Genomic DNA, 21,329 nt, shown 5'->3' on the forward strand with positions numbered 1-21,329 from the left:
CTTTGGCGTGAAATTCCCGGGCATCCGCCACGAGTGAACAGGACGGAATTAATGATAGGGCCGGTGAACGAGAATCCACCGGCCCCGCTCCGGGCCTCGCCGGCCTAAAGTCAGGGCTGAAGGAATTCTCACATCGTGAGGCCGAGGGCGCCGCCCGGACTGTTGGTGACCACGGTGGCGGTGAGGGCGGCGTCGCCGCGTACGGTCGCGTCCGGCCCGCCGGTCAGGGTGAAGCCGCTGGTGAGATCGGCCAGGACGAGGTTCACCGAGAGGACGGGGACGCTGCTGGCGCATCGGGGGTCGACGCTCCCGGCCGGGCAGTTGCCGCCCCGGGTGGCCGAGGTGACGGTGTTCGCCAGAACCGCGTCGCCATCGGGGCCGGTGGTGACGCTGTAGGTGACGGTCGCGGTGGCTCCGACTGCCAGGTCCCGGTCCAGGTCAGCGTGGGTGCGGTGTAGCCGACCGTACCGGTGGTGGCGGAGGCGTCGTCGCCGAAGGCGGCGTCATCCAGCACCCCGGTCAGCGAGTCGGTGAAACCGGCGTCCTGGTAGTGCGTCTGGCCGGTGCTGGCGACCGTCACCGTGTAGGTGACCTTGCCGCCCGCCACGATGCTCGCCGTGTCGGCCATCTTGGTCAGGACCGTGAACGGGTAGCTCCCGATCGTCGTCGGCGTGCCGGACAGCAGTCCGGTCGACGGGTTGAGCGTGACCCCCGGCGGCAACGTGCCCGAACTGACCGACCACGCGAACGGTCCCGTGCCGCCGGTCAGGGTCAGCTGGTCGCTGTACGGCACACCCACCTGCCCGCCCGGAGGCGGCGGAAAGTTCAGCGTCGGGCTGGCCGCCACGACAGCGTCACCGCCCGGGTGTCGTACTGGTTGTTCGCGTCGGTGACCTTCGCCGTGAAGGGGGAACTGCCCGCCGTGGTCGGCGTACCCGACAGCAGGCCGGTGGCGGGGTTGAGCGTGATTCCCGGCGGGAGGGCGCCCGTGCTGACCGACCAGGCGAAAGGTCCCGTGCCGCCGGTGAAGGTCAGCTGGTCGCTGTAGGCCACGCCCACCTGCCCGGCCGGAGGCGGCGGGAAATTCAGCGCCGGATTGGCGTTCGGGGTCACCGGGCCGAAAGGCGCGGAAGCCGGGCCGGGACCCGCCACGTTCCTGGCCGTCACCGTGAAGGTGTAGGCGGCGCCCGCCGTCAGCCCGGTCACCGTCTGGGTCGTCCCGGTCCCGGTGAAGGTCTGCGGCGTCTGAGCCACCCCGCCGATGAAGGGCGTCACGACGTACGACGTGATCGGGCTGCTCCCGTTCGCCGGAGCCGTCCAGGTCAGCGTGGCCGAACCGTCCCCGGCCGTGCCCGCGGTGACGGACGGCTGGCCCGGCACGGTGTACGGGACGACCGCGTTCGACTGGGCGCTCGCGGCACTGGTGCCCAGCGCGTTGGTGGCGGCGACCGTGAAGGTGTAGGAGCCGCCCGCCGTCAGGCCGGTCAGCGTGCGCGTGGTGGTGGAGGCGTCGAAGGGCTGCGGCGCCTGGGCGACCCCGCCGAGATAGTGCGTCACGACATATCCGGTGATCGCGCTGCCGTGGCTGGCGGGCGCCGTCCACGTCACCGTGGCGCTGGTGACACCCGCGGTCGCGGTCGGCGCGGCCGGGGCCGCCAGTTTGTCGGTGTAGACGTAGGAGGCCGCGCCCGCGACGCCCTGCGTCACCACGGTCACGGTCACCGTGTCCGCCGAACTCCGGGCCGGCATCGAGGAGGTGCTCAGTGTGCCGTTGGCGTTGACGGTGAAACAGCCCGCGGCCGGCCCCGAAGCGCACGGCAGCAGCACGACGGGCGTCCCCGCCCGCTGCTCCGCCGTGGTGCCGATCTCGATCGCCGTCGCGCCGCCGATGTTCGTCCCGCCCACCGTCACCGCGATCCCGCCCGCGATCGTGCTGGTCGCGGGCGTGACGGTGATCCCGGAGGGTACGGCCGGGATCGTCCCCGCCGTCGCCGTAATAATGTCCGGGTTGGCGTCATCGGACGAGACGACCGCCGTGGCCGACTGAATCAGCGCGGGCGTCACACCGCTGCCCGTGACGATGCTCACCACGTTGAGCGGCGGCAGGGTCGTCCCCGCCGGGTACGGCGCGGCGTTGTCGGTGCAGGTGATCTTCTGCCCGGACGGAGCCTGGCAGGTCCACCCCGACCCGAACGCGCCCACCGGCACCACCCCGGCCGGCAGCGTCTCGGTCACCGAGATTGGAGACGTCTCGTTCGCGCCTGGCGAGTCCACCCCGGCGGTCACCGTGTAGTTGACCGGGTCGCCCGGCTGCGGCGACGACCCGTTGTAGCTGGTCTGGGCGGCGGTGAGCACCGGTACGGGGTTGATGCTCACCACCTTGACGTTGTCGATCTCGTGGAAGTCGGTGACACTGCCCGTCAACGCCACCCACCCGAAGGCCAGCTGGCGCGGGATACCCGCCGACGTGAGCCAGGACGAGGAAGGGTAGAGGCTCGACGCCACCGTCGGAAGCGTGCCCTCCAGCGTCCTGGCCGTGCCGCCCACCGGCGTGAACACCACCTTGTAACGGTCGGCGGCGACGGACAGACCCGACGCGGTGACCACACTGGACGCGGTCGGGTTGATCACGACCTCCACCGGGACCACGGACTTCGCCCGGGTGGTCGACCGCGGGGCCACCGCCGCCGAACTGGTCGTGGTGGCGGTGCTGTTGATCGCGCAGTAGCCGACCGTGCCCGTGCCGGGGCCGCGCACGACGACCTGGCCGGGGACGGTGCCGCCGGTCGTGTTGATATACGCCGGGTTGGTGCAGCCGGTGCCCTGGTAGACGCTGTCGCTGAAGTTGCCGTAGACGTCGAAACCGAACCCCAGGTAGGCGTTGACCAGGCCGCTGGCGCCGCCCGTCGCCGAGTAGCCCAGCGCGCCGCCGGCCCGGCCGATGGTGGCCGGGGGGACCGGGTTCGTCGGGTCCACCGCCGCCGCGACGAAGGTCATGCCGTCCGCGCCGCCGCCGCCGTACTGGTAGGCGTTGAAGGTCACGTCCAGGCCCTGGGAGGTGGGCACGCTGGTCGCGCCGAACAGGCCGCCCTCCTGGTTGACGGTGGCGCTGGTCAGGCGGAGCGTGCCCAGCCCGGCCGCGTCGGTGTTGGTGGCGCAGCTGTGCAGGCCGGAGCCGGAGTTGCCGGTGGCGGTGAGGCAGGCGGTGTTCGTGCCGGTGCTGCCGGAGGGGAGCGCCGGGAGGAACACCGGATAGGTCGAGCTGGCCGTGTTGTTCTTGAACGGCTGATCGAACAGGGTGGTGCCGGCGGCGTACGCGATCTGGGGGGGCCATGCCGGACAGGTTCAGGGCGGAGCCGAGCATGGCGACCGTGACGAGCTGGGCTACGGCGCGGTACTTAGGCATGGACGTTGCCGTCTGTCCTGTTCGAGCGGCGGCATTTCACGAGCCAGGTGAGAAGGAGCGCCGCCAGTAGGGCGGCGAGCAGAATCCCCAGCAGGTGCAGGGGGAAGACGACGATCCGGACTGTCACCGGGCGGGAGCCCGGGAGCGACACGGTGGCGTCGCAGAAGCAGATCAGCGGCGGGTTCCAGTGCGCGGTCACGTCCCGCGTCCCGCCCCGGACCACGGTGAATTCGGGGAAGGCGACCTCGGAGCCGCCCACCCGGGCCTTGATCTGGTCCGTGCCGCGGAAGTCCCGGTGCACCGTCCCCAGGCTGTGGATGTTCGCGGTGATGGGGACCGGGCCGCCGGTCGCGAACTCCGGCGCGTGGAACCCGGCGATCTCCACGGAATCGTCGATCCGGCCGGGGACGGTGACGAAGACCGGAGCGGCGACTCCGCGATTGATGCGGATATTCGACGCGTTCCGGCCTGCGGGCACCTTGAAGATGATCGCGAAATGGTGGTCGCCCGGTTCGGGCGCGGTTGGCACGGTCACCCGGACGTTCACCATCCGGCTCGCGCCCGCCGCCACGCGGAAACTCACCGGTTCCACGCCCGCCCAGGCCGAGGCCGCGTACGGCGCCTGCGCCTGCGCCTGCGCCTGCGCCTGCGCCTGCGCCTGGAAGTTCAGCACGCCGTTCGCGTCTGCCGTGAAGTCGCTTTTCTCCACGGTGACGTCGAAAGGCGCGCTGCCCTTGTTGGTGACCTTGAAATGCTGGTTGGTGGCGGTGGTGCCGGCCGGGATGACCAGGCGGGTCGGGCTGACCTGCAGCGCGAAGTTCGGCGCGGGTGCGGGTGCCGTCGGCATCGACATCAGTGTCGGCTCGGCGAGGGCGGGGCAGCCGGCCCAGACCAGGGACAAGGCGCCGCCCAGCGCCAGCCCGCGCCGGACGAGCGAGGCACGTCGGTGTTTCTGAACAGTCCGGTTCACGGTAGGGCGCTCCAGATAGTGATCAACTTCAGACGCTATCCACTTGATCACCAAGAGCCACACCACGGTCCCGCCGTGGATTCCCACCGCTTTCCCCTAAAAGGGTGTTGGCCGGGGAGCGCATTGCCTAAAAAACATTGATCGACACGCCAAAATGCACTATCGCAGGACAGAACTGGGATGACGGAAATTTCACGCTGGGACGACCCGGTCAAGCCGGGAGAAGGTCACTCTCAGTGATATCTGCGATGAACTGGGTAAATCCATCCAAGAACCGAATTCTCGGGCGGCGGGCCTTAAACACGTGTAGTCATTAATTTGGGGGAATTATGGATGGAAAACGCATTCGGCCGGTCGAACGGATGTGGCCTGTCGTGGGAATCGCGCTGTTGTTGGTGCTCTGGGCGCCGGTGGCTGCGCACAGCACGTCCCGTACCGGCCCCGATGGAAAGCCCGATGGAAAGCCCGATGGAAAGACAGAACAGACCGAGAACGTCCCCAACGGCTCCACCGACGTCATGATCCGGGTGCTTCCCCCGTCCGGCGATCCTCGGCCGCCCGGCGTCCGGCCATCCGGCGGCGACTCAACCCACCATGGGGAAACGTCCGGCGGTGGACCGCACAACCCGACCGGCTGGGAGTCCGACCACACGACATCCGACGCGGAGTTCTTCGACCTGGGATCGACCGACGGCGGCGTACTGCACGAGCTGGGCTCCACCGATCGTGAGATAACGCACGACATGGGCTCCTCCGGCAACGGCGGAGCCCACCACTCGGAGCCGTCCGCCGGCACGTCACGAGGCTCCTTCTTCCTCCCTTTCACCGGAACCGACACCCAGGCCCTCGTCCTGACGGGGGCCGCCACCATCCTGACGGGCGGCCTGCTCATCACCCTGTCACTACGCCGCAAGCGCCGGAGAAACGCCTAGTCGATCGGTGACGGAGACTCCTGACATCGCGGTCACCGGAAGCACGCTGAGGACGGGCGACGAGCCCTGATTTCGCCCACGAGCGGCTCCGTCCGGAAGGTGCGCACGATGGACGCGCCGAGTGACGCGCCGAGTGACGCGCCCCGACATCGCCTACGAGACATCGCCTACGAGCGGGCCAGCCGTCCAGCCCGAGTGTCAGCAGACAAGGCCCCTGGCATGGCGACCGTCAGGGGCTCTCCGGGTGATCACCAGTCAGTCCGTCAATCAATTCCCGGACAATGTCGATATGCCCGGCATGCCGGGCGTTCTCCTCGATCATGTGGATGAGCACCCACCGCATCGACACGATGTCCCCGAACCACGCCTGCCCGACATCCTCGACCTTGAGCTCGTCGATCACCCGGTCCGCCGCCGCCCGCGCCCGCGTGTAGAACGCGAAGACCTCCTCCGTGCTCTCCTGCTCCGTCACCCGCAGGTCGGCGTCCGGATCCCCGTCCACGAACGGAAGCGGCTCGGTCTCGCGCCCGAAGGTCTCGCAGAACCAGCTGTACTCCACCGCCCCCAGATGCTTGATCAGCCCCAGCAGGCTCGTCCCCGACGGCGTCATCTGCCGCCGCAGCTCCGCATCGCCGAGCCCCGAGACCTTCCACATGATCGCGTCGCGATGCCGGTCAAGGCTCACGCGCAGACTTTCCTTCTCATCGCCGGTGAACGGCACTCGTCGAGTCACGGGGGCGACCGTAGCAGCGCCGTACGACAGGAATCACTGCCTTTTTCGCCCCGACTACGGTGGAAGACGCCAAGGATGTCGAGATCGCGACTCCCGTTCCGACCCCACTACGAGCAGCCCACCGGGGAGCCTCACCACCAAGGAGCCACCATGAAGTACCTCCTCCTGATCCACGTCAACCCCGCCGCCCTGGACACCCTCTCCGAGGAAGAACGAACCGCCATCTTCGCCGAACACGACACCTTCACCGCACTAACCAAGGAATCCGGCGAACTCGTCGCCTTCACAGCCTTGGCCGACCCCACCAGCACCAGCACCGTACGCGTCCGCGACGGCGTCCCCGCCGTAACCGACGGCCCCTACATAGAGGCGAAGGAATTCCTCGCCGGCTACTACATCGTCGACTGCGAAAAGCCGGAACGCGCAGCCGAACTCGCCGCCATGATCCCCGACGCCCGCCTGACCGCCATCGAAGTCCGCCCCGTCATGCACTCCGGCGGCACCGAAATGTAACCCCCCGTGACCGAGCTCCTCGGCGGTCCCCTCGTTTCACCCGGGACAAATCGCCCACTGGTCGCAATCGTGGTGTCTGGCGTCGTCCATCGACATACTGACGGATCGACAGGCCGTCAATTCCTGACCGGGGGACAGTCGTGTTGGTGGCGCGCTTCCGCACCGCTGACGTCTCTCCCGAACAACGCTTCGCGGCCTGGCACGAGATGACCGCCAAGGCGCTCATCAGCACTACCGTGACCAGCGAGAACGTGGACAACTTCGCGGCCGCGGTCAGTGTGCTCGATCTCGGTGTGGTGCAGATCTCCGTCGTGCTCGACGAGGACGGCTCCTCCGGGATTCCGGACAGCGCCTACTGCAGCCGCGAATCCTGCGTGCAGCCATCGATGGTCAGCGGCGGCGCAGACGTTTGTCGCCGATCGCGGGAGATGCCGCGAGGTAGTTGTCCGCCGGGTTGATCTCGGTGCCGGGAGGCACGATCTCGTCGATTCGGTCGAGTACCTCCGCGCTGAGCTCGGCGTTCGCACCTGCCAGGAGATCATCGAGTTGTTCCGGTGTGCGCGGACCGATCAGGACGGAGGTGACGGCCGGGTGCGACAGGACGAACGCGGTGGCCAGGTGGGACAGCGGAACCCCCGCTTGGGCGGCGAGCTTGGAGAGCTCCTGGACGGCCTCCAGCCGGACCTGGTTGGCCGGGATCGACAGGTCGAAGGCTTGGGGAACCGCCGCCACGCGGTGGCCCCGGGTCGGGTCAGCCCGGCCGGACAGCCAGCCGCTGCTCAGCGGCCCGTAGGTGAGAACGCCCAGGCCGTGACGCTGCGCTGTGGGCAGCACGCCGCCTTCGATGGTTCTCGACAGGATCGAATAGCGCGGCTGCTCCGTGCGGAAGCGGTGGTGCCCGCCCTTGTCCGCGGTCCACTGCGCCTCGACGATCAGCTCGGCGGGGAACGTCGAGGAGCCGATCGCGCGCACCTTACCGGAGCGGACCAGGTCGGAGAGGGCCGAGAGCGTCTCGTCGATATCGGTATCCGGGTCCGGCCGATGCATCTGGTAAAGATCGATGTAGTCGGTCCCGAGCCGCCGCAGGCTGTCCTCCACGGCGCGCTTGATCCACCGCGGTGAGCCGCCGCGCTGGTTGGCGTCCGGCCCCATGGGAAGGGCGAACTTCGTGGCGAGCACAACGTCGTCACGCCGGGCCTTGAGCGCCTTGCCGACGATCTCCTCCGACTCACCCCGTGAGTACACGTCGGCCGTGTCGATGAAGTTGATCCCCGCGTCCAACGCCGTATGAATCATGCGAACCGATTCGTCATGATCCGTATTGCCCATAGCTCCGAACATCATCGTCCCGAGCGCGAACTCGCTAACCGAAATGCCGGTTCCACCCAGAATCCTGCGCTTCATCGCTGTCCCTTTCCTGGTAGAGACCCCGGTACTCGGTGGTCAACCTCCAGCCAACTACGGCCACGGCATCCTCCAGTCCGCGAGAGAGGCCCCCTTCTACCGGGGGTCCAGCAGACCCCCTTTCGCGGACCGACGATCTCGTACCCTGACCTAGCCTCGACACCATGAGCGACGTCTCCTCCAAAGCCGAGGGCAACCCGGAGCTTCGGCAGTTCCTGCGCTCCCGCCGGTCCCGGATCAGCCCCGGGGAGGCCGGGCTGTCCCCGCAGCCGGGGGCGCGGCGGGTGCCGGGCCTGCGCCGGGAGGAGGTGGCCCAGCTCGCCGGGGTGAGCGTCGACTACTACGTGCGTCTCGAACGTGGCCGGAGCCTGAACGCCTCCGAGAGCGTGCTGGACGCCGTCGCGCGGGCGCTGCGCCTGAACGACGTCGAGCGCACCCACCTGTTCGCCCTGGCCAGGCCCTCCGCCGCGCAGCGCCACCCGCTGCCGCCGCAGCGCGTCCGGCCCGGACTTTATCGAGTCCTGGAGACCATGACCGAGACCCCCGCCATGGTCACCGGCCGACGCCTCGACGTCCTGGCCACCAACCGGATGGCCCGCGTGCTGCTCACCGACTTCGACGCGCTCCCCCACCGCGAACGCAACATGGCGCGCTTCATGTTCCTCGACGAAGCCGCCCGCGAGTTGTACACCGACTGGGAGACGGCCGCCCGGGACGCCGTCGCCGCCCTCCACCTGTATGCGGGAAGTCACCCCCACGACCCGCAACTCGCCGAACTCATCGGCGACCTGTCCCTCCGCGACAGAGACTTCCGCCGCTGGTGGGCCGACCACGACGTCCTGCTCCGCACCAACGGCACCAAGCGCTACCACCACCCCCTGGTCGGCGACCTCACCCTCGGCTATGAAGCGTTCACCCCCACCGGCGACCCCGACCAGACGTTCTCCCTGCACACCACCGAACCCGGCTCCCCATCCGAACACGCACTCCGCCTACTCGCCGTCTGGACCAACGAACAGACCACCCCGGACTCGACGTCCCGCAGCCGAGACGAGAACCGAGCATGGAGCACGGAGGGCCGCTGACATCAAACGCAGAGCCCAGGTAAGGGAGCACAACGCGACAGCCTCGACGCTCTCGATCCCGACGCAGAGACGGCCGTACGAAGCGTGGCTACGCAGGGCCTCCGCGCCTAGCATGAGCGGGATGGACGGGCTGTTCGAGCGTGGGCGAGAGCTCGGCGAACTCGGCGACCATTTCGCGCGGGCCGCCGCCGGAGAGGGTCGTCTGGTGGTGGTCGAGGGACCCGCCGGGATCGGCAAGAGTCGGCTGCTCACGGAGATCCGGCGGCGCGCCGAGGGGTCCGTGCGGGTGCTCTCGGCCCGGGGCAGCGGGCTCGAAGGGGAGTTCGCGTTCGGTGTGGTCCGGCAGCTGTTCGAGGCGGAGCTGACGGCGCCGGAGCGCAGGGAGGCGCTACTCGCCGGCGCGGCGGCTTCGGCGGCCGCGGTCTTCGGTGAGCTGGGCGACGGCGCGGACGGTGGGGGTGCCAGTTTCGCCTCGCTGCACGGGCTGTACTGGCTCGTTCTCAACCTGGCGGAGGAGACCCCGCTGCTGCTGGCCGTCGACGACCTCCACTGGTGCGATCGGCCGTCGCTGCTGTTCTTCGCGTACCTGGCCCGGCGGCTTGAAGGCCAGCCGATCCTGCTGCTCATGGGCCTGCGCGACGCCGAGCCCGGCACCGACCCCGCGCTGCTCGGGGAGATCACGCGCGACTCGGCCGCGATCGGTGTCCGTCCCGGGCCGCTGACCGGGGCGGGCGTGGCGGAGTTCATCGAGGAGCGCCTGGGAGTGGCGCCGGACGGAGAGTTCCTGGCCGCCTGCCACGAGTCGACCGGGGGCAATCCCCTCCTGCTCAGCCAGTTGGTCACGGCGCTGCGCAGCGAGGGCGTACATCCGGAAGCCCGTCATGTCGCCCGCGTCATGACCATCGGCCCGCGGGCGGTGTCGCGTACGGTCCTGTTGCGCCTTGCCCGTCTGCCCGCCGACGCGCGGGCTGTCGCCCAGGCCGTCGCGGTGCTGGGCGACGGGGCCAGACTCCCCGCGGTCGCGAAGCTGGCCGGCGTCGCGGAGGAGCACATGGCCGAGGCGACGCGCGGCCTCGCCCATACCGACATCCTCCGTCCTGAGCTGCCGCTGTCCTTCGTCCACCCGCTGGTACGCGACGCGATCTACCACGATCTGTCCCCCGGGGAGCGCGAGCTGCAGCACGTGAGAGCGGCGGCGCTCCTTCGGGACAGCGGTGCACCCGCCGAGCAGGTGGCCGCGCAGCTGCTGCACACCTCACCGCGCGGTGAGCGCTGGGCCGCCGAGTTGCTGCGGGAGGCGGGGCGCGACGCGATGCACGCCGGAGCGGTGGACAGCGCCGTCGCCTACCTGCGGCGTGCGCTGGATGACACCCCTGCGGCCACCGACCGGGGGCGGCTGTTGCTGGAACTGGGCGCGGCGGAAGTGTTCACGAGCGGCCGGGCTGCGGCGAAGCACCTGGCCCTCGCCTACGAGGAGTTGGCCGAACCCGCCTCCCGCGCTGCGGCGGCCGGGCTGCTGGGCAGGGCGCTGCTGTTCCTGGGATCAGCCGAGGAGGCCGCGTCGATCGCGCGGCGGGCGGCGACGGAACTCCCGGACGAGTCGGACGAGTCGGACGACCTTCGCATGGGACTCAAGGCGTTCGAGTTCATGACCATCATCTTCAGGGCGGGCGACCCGCGGCACCTGTCTCGTCTCCGCGAGTACCGCCGCCTCCCCGGCGGAGGCCCCGGTTCGCGAATGCTCGCCGCCATGGCCGCGTGGGAGGCGGTCTGCACCGATGGCAACGCCGCGGAGTGCGCCGTGCTGGCCCTCGCGGCGCTCGCGGGTGACCACCTCAGGGCGGCCGATCCCGCCCTGATCGTGTTCGCGGCGATCGTCACCCTCGTCGTCACAGACCGTCCCGAGGTGGTCGAGGTCTGGCAGCCGGTCATCGCGGACACGCACCGGCGCGGGTCGCTGTTGTCGGTGGCATCGATTCATATCTGGCACGGCTTCGGCAACCTGCGGCGCGGTGACCTGGCCGCGGCCGAGGAGTCACTCCGGGCCGCCGAGAGCGAGTTCGCACTCTGGGGTCACGCCGACTCCTCTGTCACCATCTGCCGCACCTTCCTGGCCGAGACCCTGCATGAGCGTGGCCGCTCCGATGTGTCCGGCCTGCTGGTACGCCTTGGAACGATCGATCCCGGCAAGAACACGACGGGCTGGTGGTTGGGGACGCGGGTGGTGCTGCTCACCGCCGCCGGCCGTGCCGGGGAGGCGGTGGCCACGGCCGACGAACTGGCGGCGCACTGCGCGGCCATTCCCGATCCCGCGAGGCTCTGGTGGCGGTCTCTGAAGGCCGAGGCGCTCGACCGGCTGGACCGCCGCGCGGAGGCGATCGAGCTGACCCGGCAGGAGCTTGAGGTCACCCGGGAGTTCGGCGCGCCCTGGTCGCTCGGGCGGACCCTACGGGTTCTGGGCACCCTGGAGCGTGACGAAGATCGGCTGCGGGAGGCCGTGGCCGTACTCGAAGGGTCCACCGCCCGTCTGGAGCACGCGAAGGCGCTCGCCGCGCTCGGCTCCACGCTCAGACGGGCCAAGAAGCCGACCGAGGCGCGTGAGCCGCTGCGGCGCGCCCTGGAGGTGGCCAGCGCCTGCGGCGCGGAACGCCTCGCCGAGCAGGTGCGCGCGGAGTTGCACGCCTGCGGCGCCCGCCCGAGGCGCGACGCGCTCAGCGGTGTGCAGTCGCTCACGCCCGGAGAGCGCCGCGTCGTGGACCTCGCGGCCGGAGGGCGGACGAATCGTGACATCGCCCAGGAGCTCTACGTGACCCCCGGAACGGTGGAGATCCATCTCTCCAACGCCTACCGCAAACTCGGGATCCGCTCGCGTTCCGAACTCCAGCGTGTGCTCACCGCGACCGGAATCCTTGGGGGTTCCTAGGGGACCCCTGCCCAAATTCTCGGGGCGTCTGTATGGGAACCGCCTCGATGCCCGCCAAGCCGGCCTCGCCGGATGCTGCTGGGACATCGAGAAAGGGACTTCAGATGACAATCACCGGCATATCCAGTGACCTCGGCCGCATGGTCCACCCCGGCGACCCCGACTGGGACGCCGCGCGCGGCACCTTCAACCTGCTGGTCGATCAGCGGCCCGAGGCGATCGCCTTCCCCGCCGACGATCGCGAGGTCGCCGCCGTGATCGCCTACGCGCGCCGGCGCGGCCTCCGGGTCGCCGCCCAGGCCACGGGGCACAACCCCGCTCCGCTCGGCTCCCTGGCGGGAACGCTGATCCTGAACACGTCGGCGCTGACCGGAGTCTCGATCGACGCCGACGCCCGCCGGGTCCGCGTCGGCGCGGCCACCAAATGGGAGAAAGTGACCCCGCGCCTCTCCGAACTCGGGCTCGCGGGCCTGCACGGCTCCTCCCCGGACGTGGGCATCGTCGGCTACTCACTCGGCGGCGGAATCGGCTGGCTCGCCCGCAAGTACGGCATGCAGTCCAACGCGGTCACCGCGATCGAGCTCGTCACGGCCGAAGGCCACCTCATCCGCACCGACCACGCGCACGAGCCCGACCTGTTCTGGGCGCTGCGCGGCGGCGGCGGCAACTTCGGCGTCGTGACCGCGATCGAGTTCGCCGTCCACCCGGTGCGCGAGCTGTACTCCGGCGCGATGTTCTTCCCGATCGAGCGTGCCTCGGAGGTCCTCCACACCTGGACCGCACTGCTGCCGGCGCTGCCCGAGGAAATCACCGCGTGGGCCACCATCCTGCACTTCCCGCCGCTGCCCGACGTCCCCGAGCTGTTCCGCGGACGCTCCTTCGTCATCGTCATGGCGGCCTTCCTGGGCTCCGAGGCCGACGGGTGCGAACTGCTGCGGCCTTTACGCCGGCTCGGCCCCGAGATGGACACGTTCGCGATGCAGCCGCCGGACGCGCTCAGCGAGCTCGCCATGGACCCGCCCGACCCGCTGCCCTACTGGACCACGACCGCTCTGCTCGACGAGCTGCCGTCCACCGCGATCGAGCAGGTGGCCCAGCTTGCCGGCCCAGGATCGCCGCTCACGATGGTGCAGCTCCGCCACATGGGCGGCGCCCTGGCCCGCCACGAGCCGGGCGCGGGAGCACGCGCGACGCTCCCCGGCCAGATCGTGATGTTCGGCCTCGGGGTCATTCCCGACGAGAGCTTGAGGCCGGCGGTCCTGGCAGGACTCGACGCCCTGTCCGCCGCCGTCGCACCGCACCGCGTCGGCGACTACCCGAACTTCGTCGAGGAACCGACGGACGCGAGCGCCTTCTTCGACACCGACACCTGGAATCTGCTCCGCCGCGTCAAGGCCCTCTACGACCCGGACGACTTGTTCCGGGGCAACCACCACATACCACCGGCGTAGTCACGGGGGCCGAACGCAGCATCCACCAGGACACGAACACCGTCAGCGGCCGAGGCCCGCGTCTCGGCCGCGGATGATCGCTTCCGCCCGGTCGGCCGCCTGGAGTTTGGTGAGCACCGCGTACACGTGGTTGCGCACGGTCTTCTGCGACAAGAACAGCCGTGCGGCGATCTGGCCGTTCGACAGACCGGCGGCGACCAGGTCGAGCACCTCGTGTTCGCGGGCGGTCAAGGTCGGGAACGCCGTGGCGGTGCCGCTCCGCGGTCTCGGGGCCAGGAAGTCGGCGATGCGCGAGGCCAGGACCGCGCCGAACACCACACCGCCGCCGGCCACCGTGGTGATCGCGCGGACCACCTCGTCCGGCTCGGCGCCCTTGAGGAGGTAACCACGCGCGCCGGCACGGAGCGCGTCGAATATGGTGCCGTCCTCTTCGGACATGGTGAGCACCACGACACCGGTCTCCGGGTGCTCCTGGAGGAGACGGCGGGTGGCCTCGATTCCATCCATGTCGGGCATCTGCACGTCCATGACCACCACGTCGGGTTCTCGCCTGGTGGCCTGCTCAAGGGCTTCGACGCCGGTCGACGCGGTTCCGACGACTTCGACCTCGTCGATGCTGCGCAGCAGCGCCGCGAAGCCTTCACGGAACACCGGGTGATCGTCCACCACGAGCACCCGTACCGGCCGCTTACCGGTCATACCCCCACCTCTCTTACAGCGGTCAGCACGGGCAGCCGCGTCTGTACCCGCGTGCCGTTCGGCACGGCGGAGGTCACGACGCACGACCCGCCGAGTTCGGCGGCTCGTTCACGCAACGACACCAGCCCCACACCTGCCACCACCTCCGCGGGGAGACCGATACCGTCGTCCACGACCTCCACGTTGAGGCACCCCGCTTCGACGTCGCGGGTGAGTGAAACCACGCATTCGGTGGCCTGCGCGTGACGGACCAAATTAGTGAGTGCTTCCGACGCGATCCGGTACGCGGCCACCTCCACCGCGGCCGGCAGGCCGGTCAGGTCGCCGCGCTCCTCGACCCGTACGGTCAGGCCCGGGGCCCGCAGCCGCTCCGCCTGCTGGCGGATCGCCCCGACCAGGCCGACGTCATCGAGCGCGGGTGGCCGCAGGCCGTGCACCAGCCGCCGTACCTCGGCGAGCATCCCGGTGAGTTCCCCGCGAGCCAGGCCGAGGATCCGGTCCGCGTCCTCGCCCGAGCGGCGGGCGGTGATCCTGGCGGTGTCGATCCGGGAGGCGACCGCCGCCAGGGTCGGCCCGAGGCCGTCGTGGAGTTCGCGACGCAGGCGCCGCCGCTCGTCCTCCACGGCCGAGACGATGCGTTCCCGGCCACGCTGCAACTCCTCCGCCAGGCGTACGGCACGGGCGGCCGCGGCGGCCTGACGGATCAGATCCGCGAGCAGCCGTTCGTCACCGGAAGTGAGCCGCCGGCGGGCGACCTGGCGCGGCAGCAGCAACCGCCCGATCCTTTCCCCCCGATACGTGATGGGCAGCGCCCGCGTCTCGGCCGGACGCTCGCCGTCCTCGACGAGCAGCCGTTCGCCGCTGACCTCAGTGATCTCCACGCCCACGTAGGGCGTCCGGAAGGCCCTGGCCACCGTCCGTGCCAGCGTGAGAAGTTGCGCCTCTGAGTCGTCGGTACGCTCCAGCCGTTCGGCGAGCCCGGACACCACGTGGTACGGATCGTCCCGATCCCCCACGACCCAGCGCCGCACCCACCGCCACAACCGATGTCGCAACTGCGCGTACAGGATGGCGACCGCGAAGACGGCGATGACCAGGCGCTCCCCCTCGTTCAAACGCGGCCCGAACAGCTGGCCGGCGCTGCCGAGAACCAGCAGGTCGAGGACGAAGGTCAGGGCGAGCAGGATGCCGTACACCAAGGTTCCGCCGAGCAGCCGGTCGACGTCGACGAGATCCGGTCGCACGATCCCGATCGCGACCGATCCGGCCGTGAGGATCACGGCGACGGTCAGGCCGACGGAACCGAACCAGCTGGGCAGCAGCCGGAAGGTGAGCATGACCAGCAGGTCGACCACCGCCGCCCACAGCAGCCAGCGCATCCGCATCCGGTCGATGCCGGTCGCCGTCCGGTATCGCCGTACCACCACGACGAAAGGGGCGACGAGGCTGAGCGGGACGCACACCTGTGCCAGCAGTAGCAGAGCGGTCCAGACGCCGTCCGGCAGGGGCAGATAGAGCGGATCGAGGTTCAGCGCCTGTAACGGCGCGGGAATCGGCCCGGGTTCGGAGGTCGCCTGGGCGATGCCGGACGGCGCCGCGATCAGAGCCAGCGGGAGCAGACTCGTCAGCGCGAGGCTGACCAGCGAGACGACCCGCCACCACCCCGAGGGCAGCTTCCCGTCCGGGAACAGCAGCAGCACCAAAGGGAGCAGCAACACCAGGCCCGCGCCGAGTCGCTGGTAGATGGAGAAGGCCGCGGACCCGCCCGGGAGCGCGTGCATGGTGGCGTAGGCGAGCCATGAGGACGCCAGGCCGTCCAGCGCCCACCAGGCGCCGAAGGCGGACATCAGCAGGCCGAGGGAATGGCGCGGATACCGGCTGAGCACCACCATTCCGGCCGTGGCCAGCGCTACGCCCGTCATCGCGTCGAACCCGCCGGGCTGCAGGCCGAGCACGGCGCGGTGGGCCTGCGGCACCTGCATGTCGAGCAGCACCGCCGCGGGCATGGCGGTCGCGGCGATCGCGAAGAGCACAGGCCCGATACGCAAGCGAACCGTCAAATTCCGCACCAGGAAAGTGTGCCTCAGCAGGCAGGGGATGTCCCTAGGACTCGTGTCCCATTTGTCCTAGGACGCCAGGGGGGCCAGGAAATGGGACACGACGCCCTGACTGCCTGGGCCGGTGGTTGACCAGGATCGTCCTCGTTGCCGCGGTGACCCTCACCGCCCATGGAGCAAAGGAAGACGATGACCTCATCCACTCTCGCCCAGCGGGACACCCACGCCGTCAGCGACGCGACGGTGCGCAGGCTGGCATTAGGGCTTTCCACCGGGGCGCTGACCTGGTCGGCGGTCAGCTTCATCTACGGGTTCCAGCCCGCTACCGAAATGGGCATCAAGCTCACCGACCTGGGTGGCCTGGCGTTCCAGTTCGGCGCCCTGTCCCTCCTCGCGCTCATGGCCCGTACCGGTGCGACCGGCGTGACCCGCACGGCGCGCGCCATGTTGACGGTCGAGCGGGTGCTGCTCGCGCTGGCCATGGCGTGGAGTGTGATCCACGCGTTCTTCCCGTCCGAGCGTGACGCCGCCTGGCTGGGCATCCTCGACGCGTTCTGGCCGATCTCGATGCTGGGCATGTTCGTGATCGGAATCAAGGTCGTGCTCAGCGCCCGGTGGCGCGGGCTGGCACGGGTGTGGCCGCTCGTGGCCGAGAGCTGGGTCGTCGTGACCATCCCTTCTATCGCGATCTTCGGCACCTCGGCCGGGCACGTCGTCGGGGCCGCCCACCTGCTCGTGGGGTACGCCACACTCGGACTCATCATCGCGTTCCGTCCCGAGACAGTGCGCGGCGAAAGCTGAGAGCGGTGTACGCCCACGCGGGCAGATGGACTAGCGGACCGCTCGGCAGATGATGCCGTCGGAGGGGCCGCGGAGGGCGGCCATGATGACGTCGGAGGTGAGGTGCTTGCAGGTCAGGTAGGGGTCTCCGGTGCCCCGGAAGATCAGTCCGGTGGAGCCCGACGGAGTGTAGCACTTGAGACCGGAGGCTTCGTAGAAGCCGATCCAGGCGGCGGGGTGGACCTTGGCGGCGCAGTACTCGCCGATCGACAGCGGACCGAACGGGATGTCGACGATGGTGGCCTGGGCCGGAGCGGCGGTGGAGAGGAAGCCGGCCGAGGCGAGGGCGGCGGTGGCGATGAAGGTGAACACACGGCGGAGCATGGGAACCTCCCGGGTTCTACGTCGTCACCGGGATTATTTATTAGGAAACTTTCCTGTGCAAGAGCGCTTTGTAGTGCGGAAACGACTCTCGATACACCATGCCGTCCCGGTCCTGGACGTCGCGCACCCGCCCTGCGATCTCCTCGACCGGCAGATACCCCGCGTCGCAGGACGCGAGCCCGCCACACCTCCCTGGCGCAAGAGGCGATCACGCCGAGCGCCTCAAACGTCTATTTCCGGCGAATCCCTCGGCTGGACCTCTATCCCTACGCCCGATTTAGTCGTGTTTGTGTTTTATGGGCTATTAACAAGCCACTACGAAGTGGAATGGATTGTTTGGAGGTAAGGGTTCATTCTCTCTACTTAGCCCGGGAGCTACCCGGTTTGAGCAGGGGACCCTCTTTGAAGCGTGCAATCTTCGCCCATGGGCTTGGTTTGGGCCTGTTGGCCTCGACCCTGGCCGCAACGCCCGCCAACGCCGACAACCCGCCCATGACGTTCGATCTTGCCGCCACCACGACGCGAGCCCAGCAGATCGCGGGCTACTGGCTCGGCAACGCGAAGGCCAACCTGCTGGCGGCCACGCCGTACGAGCACCAGGTCGTGGTGAATGCGTCGGACACCAACATCACCCCCACGCCGATGGGCGAACCTGGCGTTTACGCGCCGATGGACGGCAAGGGGGGGCCGGGAGCCGAAGAGGATCCCAAGCACATCAACCTGCCCAAAACCGTGGGTAAGGTCTTCTTCGTCGGCGACGACGGGCAGCCGCACTGGTGCTCCGGCACCTCCATGTCGACGGACAACCGCAATGTCGTGGCCACCACGGGCCACTGCGTGCTCGACGTGCCTGGCAGTGCCGTGACGCTGAACAACTGGATCTTCGTTCCGGGCTACTACAAAGGCAAGATCCCGTGGGGGATCTATGTCGGCAGGGCCGGCTACCTCCCCTCCGCCTTCGCGGCGGACCTGGACTACGACTACGACTACGCCTTCGCCACCGTCTGGTCCGGGGTGACCATCACCGCGGAGAACAAACTGGTCACCACGAGCAGGCTCGGCGACAGCGTCGGCGGGCAGGGACTCGCGTGGAACCAGAAGCTCAAGAAGGTGGTCGACGTCTTCGGCTACCCCGCGGGGGGCCACCCCGACGGCACGCCCGCGTACTCCGGCGTGAGCATGCAACACGCCCAGGGCACCAACTTCCGCGTCATGACCGGCCTCAACACCGACCAGACCATCGCGATCGCATCCGGCTTCACCGGCAAGGGCGCGCTCGGGTCCTCCTGGCTCATGGGGTACAAGTCGGAGCGCCGTCTGGGCTACCTGAACGGGATCAGCCTCAGCGCCTCCGACATGGACTGGAACGGCAAGTTCGACGCCGCCGTCTCGCCGTACTTCGACGGCACGACGGTCGGCACCTTCTGGAAGGCCAGAAGCGCCGACCCGACCGGCCCGATCCTGTGAACGGAGGGCTCGGCCACGGCCGAGCCCTCCGTCTACTCAGTTGCGCAGGTCGCGTACGTGATGACGCTCCAGTCTCTGCCGGTGACGCTCAGTTCGTTCGCGTAGGCCATGGCTGTTTCGTTGGCGGGGATGAAGTTGGTGAGGACGGTCTCACCGGCGGCGCCAGGGATGGAGAATCCCGCGCTCAGCGCCTGCTTCCCAGAAGGACAGAAGGCGACGGAGCCCTTGTCCTCCGAGGACTCTTCGCTCTCCTCGGACACGACCTGCAGGCCCGCCGGGGCGTCCTCGGCGCAGATCGCGAACACCCGGAGATAGTAGTCGGCGGCGTAGCCCCGGTGGTTCTCCTTCGTGTCGACCGAGACGCCGGTCAGCGTCGGGACGAGTTCGGTGACGCTCACGTTGCCCCGCGCGCCCTCCAGCTGGTAGCCAGAGCCGAGCAGCCAGTCGCCCGGGTGGCAGGAGAGCGCCAGGAACTTGGGATTGGGGTGTGACGTGGTGGACTGGGAGCGGGTGTAGGTGGTCCCGTGCGGGCTGGCGCAGACGGCCCACACGCGGATCGTCCATGGAGCCTCCGTGCCGTCCGGGGTCTCGACGCCGTACGCGCTGACCGTGTCGACGGTCGGGATCACCTGGTCGATGATGACGGAACCGCCCACTCCGCCGCTGATGTCGGCCCCGGTGCCGATCACGCGCTTGCCTGACGGGCAGGCGACTTCGACGCCCTTGTCGCGGGAGTCGTTCTCACTGCTGTCGGCGACGATCACCCGTCCGGGGACGTCGGCCGACGAAGGGCCGGCCGTCACCGTCACGAAGCCGGTGACGAGCGCGATCATGAGTGAGGCGGTTGCGGACCGGATGAGCCTGGTCGAGGTGTTCAACGTTGAACTTCCCCTTAGCAGGGAGTCGGTACGGCTCCCCGATCGCCGAAGAGGGAGCCCCTTCCTGCGCACTGTCGTCCCTGACGACCCCCCGGCGCCGCGCCGATTTACCTGCTGGATATTGGTCCTACGGCATGTAACGATCACGCTGGACCTGATAGCGGGCCAACAGGTCACCAGGCCTGAACCCAGGGTTCCTGCCGGCCGGGAACGACCTGGGTCTCGCCCGATTCGAGGTCGAGGCGCAGCAGCTGGGCGGCGGCGCCGCCACACGGCGGCAGTCCGGCCAGGGGTGATCTGTCCATCTCCTCGGCCTCCCGGTCGACGCCGACCAGCAGGTGGCGGCCGGTCGGGGCGAGCGCCAGCGACTCGATGTGACCGCAGTCCAGCGTGAGGACCTTCCTGACCAACCGCGTCCCCTCGTGCAGGACGAGTGTGCGGGCCGGCCAGCCGAGCACGCGGAGTTGCCGCCCACCGGGAAGGACCAGAAGCGGGCGGGTGAACTCGTGCTCGACGGGGGCGGCGACATCCCGGATCACACCCGTACCGACGTCGAGAGTGGCGAGGGTGCTGGCCGGAACGCTGTGCGAGGGGAGCGCGAGGGTCCCAGCGTTGAGCCATTGCAGGCCGTACCCGCTGAAAGGCCATTCGCGCTCCAGGGTGCCCACGAAACTGGCCGTGTCCGTCATCCGCGCGTAGGCGACGCGCCCCTCGGCTGAGACGGCCAGGCCGTTGGCCATGCCCTCAAGCGTAGGGGTGAGCCGCTCACCGACCGTGATCCGGCCGTCGGCGCCCATGGTCATCCGGTAGAGGCGGAAGTAACGGCCCAACGGGCTGCTGAACGCCGCCACGTAGTGGCCGGGCTCGGCGTCACGGACGATGACACTCGCCTGGGCGTAGGTGCGTGTCGCCCGGGGCAGCCGGCTCACCGGCTCCCCGGACTCCAGATCGAGCACGTACGGAATGCCGCCCCCCGCCACCACGTAACGCGGAGTGCCGTCGGCATTGACGGGCAGGCCGCTCAGCACGCCGGGCAGCAGCGCGACCAGCCCGACGACTACCACCGCGATCCCGGCGTTCCGCAGGTCTGTCAAGCGCGGCCGGATCCCCGCTCTGGCGATCCCAGCCAGCAGGACCATGGTGGCGGGAGAGACCAGCCACGCCAGGACCAGGCGCGGCACCGCGAACGACGGCGGCGACAGCTGGGCTTCCAGGCACTCCCGCCACCAGAAGGGCGGCTCGGGCGACAGCAGGTTCCCGGCCTCGGCCAGCGCGGCGGGAAGCACGGCGACCGCCAGCCCCAGCGCGGCAGGACCGATTCGCACCCGCGACCGGACCGCCCAGAGCGCGACCAGCGCCAGCAGTATGGGCTGGAGCAGAGCCAGCCGCTCCCCGAGGAATTCCGCCGCCTCGGCCAGCAGGCTGGGCCGCGCCATATCGAACGGCACGCCACCGCTACAGACGACCGTCCTCACTTCGGCGAACATGGGCTCGACCAGCAGTTCCCACACCGACAGCCCCACCGCTGCCGACCAGAACACCTTCACTATGCGCATTGGGAACTTTCCGGGCGATTTACAGGAGGCGGGAAAGCCTAGCGCCCGCCGTACCGCAAAGATCAACCTCGAAGACCCAGGGCACGGGCGT

General features: G+C 69.4%; 19 protein-coding genes. 8 read left to right on the forward strand and 11 right to left on the reverse strand.

The features are described from left to right. Positions 1-128 precede the first annotated feature (128 nt). The 4 genes from Acor_RS13295 to Acor_RS13305 all read right to left on the reverse strand — a co-directional run bounded on the left by Acor_RS13295 (position 129) and on the right by Acor_RS13305 (position 4,376). Complete coding sequence (locus tag Acor_RS13295; protein ID WP_155336919.1) at positions 129-266, reverse strand: hypothetical protein; 138 nt, start codon at positions 264-266, stop codon at positions 129-131. Continuing rightward, positions 263-847 carry an Ig domain-containing protein gene (locus tag Acor_RS42160; RefSeq protein WP_170316904.1) on the reverse strand — a complete coding sequence of 195 codons (585 nt, stop codon included), beginning with the start codon at positions 845-847 and terminating at the stop codon, positions 263-265. Before Acor_RS42160 ends, Acor_RS13295 begins: the two co-directional genes overlap by 4 nt. After that, positions 826-3,249, reverse strand: a complete 2,424-nt coding sequence (locus tag Acor_RS42165; protein WP_170316905.1) for a fibronectin type III domain-containing protein — start codon at positions 3,247-3,249, stop codon at positions 826-828. Before Acor_RS42165 ends, Acor_RS42160 begins: the two co-directional genes overlap by 22 nt. A 149-nt stretch (positions 3,250-3,398) precedes the next feature. Further along, entirely contained in the window at positions 3,399-4,376 is a 978-nt protein-coding gene (locus Acor_RS13305) for a fimbrial biogenesis chaperone (RefSeq protein WP_155336920.1), read from the reverse strand. A gap of 374 nt (positions 4,377-4,750) precedes the next feature. Here Acor_RS13305 and Acor_RS13310 point away from each other — a divergent pair, with 374 nt between their 5' ends. Further along, a complete protein-coding gene (locus Acor_RS13310; RefSeq protein ID WP_155336921.1) occupies positions 4,751-5,308 on the forward strand; it encodes a hypothetical protein in 558 nt (185 codons plus the stop codon). 229 nt (positions 5,309-5,537) lie between these two features. Here Acor_RS13310 and Acor_RS13315 read toward each other — a convergent pair whose 3' ends face one another. Further along, positions 5,538-6,041: a DinB family protein gene (locus Acor_RS13315; RefSeq protein WP_155336922.1), complete on the reverse strand. Its 504-nt coding sequence runs from the start codon at positions 6,039-6,041 to the stop codon at positions 5,538-5,540. A gap of 150 nt (positions 6,042-6,191) precedes the next feature. On the opposite strand from Acor_RS13315, the gene Acor_RS13320 reads away from it, so the two are divergent. Then, positions 6,192-6,554 carry a YciI family protein gene (locus Acor_RS13320; RefSeq protein ID WP_155336923.1) on the forward strand — a complete coding sequence of 121 codons (363 nt, stop codon included), beginning with the start codon at positions 6,192-6,194 and terminating at the stop codon, positions 6,552-6,554. A 146-nt stretch (positions 6,555-6,700) separates the two neighbouring features. After that, positions 6,701-7,012, forward strand: a complete 312-nt coding sequence (locus tag Acor_RS13325) for a hypothetical protein (protein WP_155336924.1) — start codon at positions 6,701-6,703, stop codon at positions 7,010-7,012. Here the strand turns inward: Acor_RS13325 and Acor_RS13330 are convergent. Next, complete coding sequence (locus Acor_RS13330; protein ID WP_422664803.1) at positions 6,945-7,850, reverse strand: aldo/keto reductase; 906 nt, start codon at positions 7,848-7,850, stop codon at positions 6,945-6,947. The two genes, Acor_RS13325 and Acor_RS13330, sit on opposite strands and share 68 nt — an antisense overlap. A gap of 272 nt (positions 7,851-8,122) precedes the next feature. On the opposite strand from Acor_RS13330, the gene Acor_RS13335 reads away from it, so the two are divergent. From Acor_RS13335 to Acor_RS13345, 3 genes are all read left to right on the forward strand, one after another. Continuing rightward, entirely contained in the window at positions 8,123-9,043 is a 921-nt protein-coding gene (locus Acor_RS13335; protein ID WP_155336926.1) for a helix-turn-helix domain-containing protein, read from the forward strand. A gap of 121 nt (positions 9,044-9,164) precedes the next feature. After that, complete coding sequence (locus Acor_RS13340) at positions 9,165-11,966, forward strand: helix-turn-helix transcriptional regulator (protein WP_170316906.1); 2,802 nt, start codon at positions 9,165-9,167, stop codon at positions 11,964-11,966. Positions 11,967-12,070: 104 nt separating this feature from the next. Further along, the gene (locus Acor_RS13345) at positions 12,071-13,417 is read left to right on the forward strand and encodes an FAD-binding oxidoreductase (RefSeq protein WP_170316907.1); all 1,347 of its coding nucleotides are present in this window, start codon (positions 12,071-12,073) and stop codon (positions 13,415-13,417) included. A gap of 42 nt (positions 13,418-13,459) precedes the next feature. Here the strand turns inward: Acor_RS13345 and Acor_RS13350 are convergent, their stop codons facing one another. Both Acor_RS13350 and Acor_RS13355 read right to left on the reverse strand, forming a co-directional pair. After that, on the reverse strand, positions 13,460-14,116 hold the full coding sequence (locus tag Acor_RS13350; protein ID WP_155336929.1) for a response regulator: 657 nt from the start codon (positions 14,114-14,116) through the stop codon (positions 13,460-13,462). Further along, positions 14,113-16,164: a sensor histidine kinase gene (locus Acor_RS13355; RefSeq protein ID WP_155336930.1), complete on the reverse strand. Its 2,052-nt coding sequence runs from the start codon at positions 16,162-16,164 to the stop codon at positions 14,113-14,115. The genes Acor_RS13350 and Acor_RS13355 overlap by 4 nt, the downstream gene beginning before the upstream one ends. Positions 16,165-16,362: 198 nt before the next feature. Between Acor_RS13355 and Acor_RS13360 the strand changes: the two genes are divergently transcribed. Then, on the forward strand, positions 16,363-16,974 hold the full coding sequence (locus Acor_RS13360) for a hypothetical protein (RefSeq protein WP_155336931.1): 612 nt from the start codon (positions 16,363-16,365) through the stop codon (positions 16,972-16,974). A 30-nt stretch (positions 16,975-17,004) separates the two neighbouring features. Here the strand turns inward: Acor_RS13360 and Acor_RS13365 are convergent, their stop codons facing one another. After that, complete coding sequence (locus Acor_RS13365; protein WP_155336932.1) at positions 17,005-17,337, reverse strand: hypothetical protein; 333 nt, start codon at positions 17,335-17,337, stop codon at positions 17,005-17,007. A 492-nt stretch (positions 17,338-17,829) separates the two neighbouring features. On the opposite strand from Acor_RS13365, the gene Acor_RS13370 reads away from it, so the two are divergent. Continuing rightward, the gene (locus Acor_RS13370; RefSeq protein ID WP_155336933.1) at positions 17,830-18,804 is read left to right on the forward strand and encodes a trypsin-like serine peptidase; all 975 of its coding nucleotides are present in this window, start codon (positions 17,830-17,832) and stop codon (positions 18,802-18,804) included. Positions 18,805-18,836: 32 nt separating this feature from the next. Here Acor_RS13370 and Acor_RS13375 read toward each other — a convergent pair whose 3' ends face one another. Both Acor_RS13375 and Acor_RS13380 read right to left on the reverse strand, forming a co-directional pair. Next, the gene (locus Acor_RS13375; protein ID WP_155336934.1) at positions 18,837-19,637 is read right to left on the reverse strand and encodes a hypothetical protein; all 801 of its coding nucleotides are present in this window, start codon (positions 19,635-19,637) and stop codon (positions 18,837-18,839) included. A gap of 218 nt (positions 19,638-19,855) precedes the next feature. Then, positions 19,856-21,238 (reverse strand): hypothetical protein, encoded by a 1,383-nt coding sequence (locus Acor_RS13380; protein WP_155336935.1) that lies wholly within the window; start codon positions 21,236-21,238, stop codon positions 19,856-19,858. Positions 21,239-21,329 lie beyond the last annotated feature (91 nt).

This window comes from Acrocarpospora corrugata (assembly GCF_009687845.1).
Classification (GTDB): domain Bacteria; phylum Actinomycetota; class Actinomycetes; order Streptosporangiales; family Streptosporangiaceae; genus Acrocarpospora; species Acrocarpospora corrugata.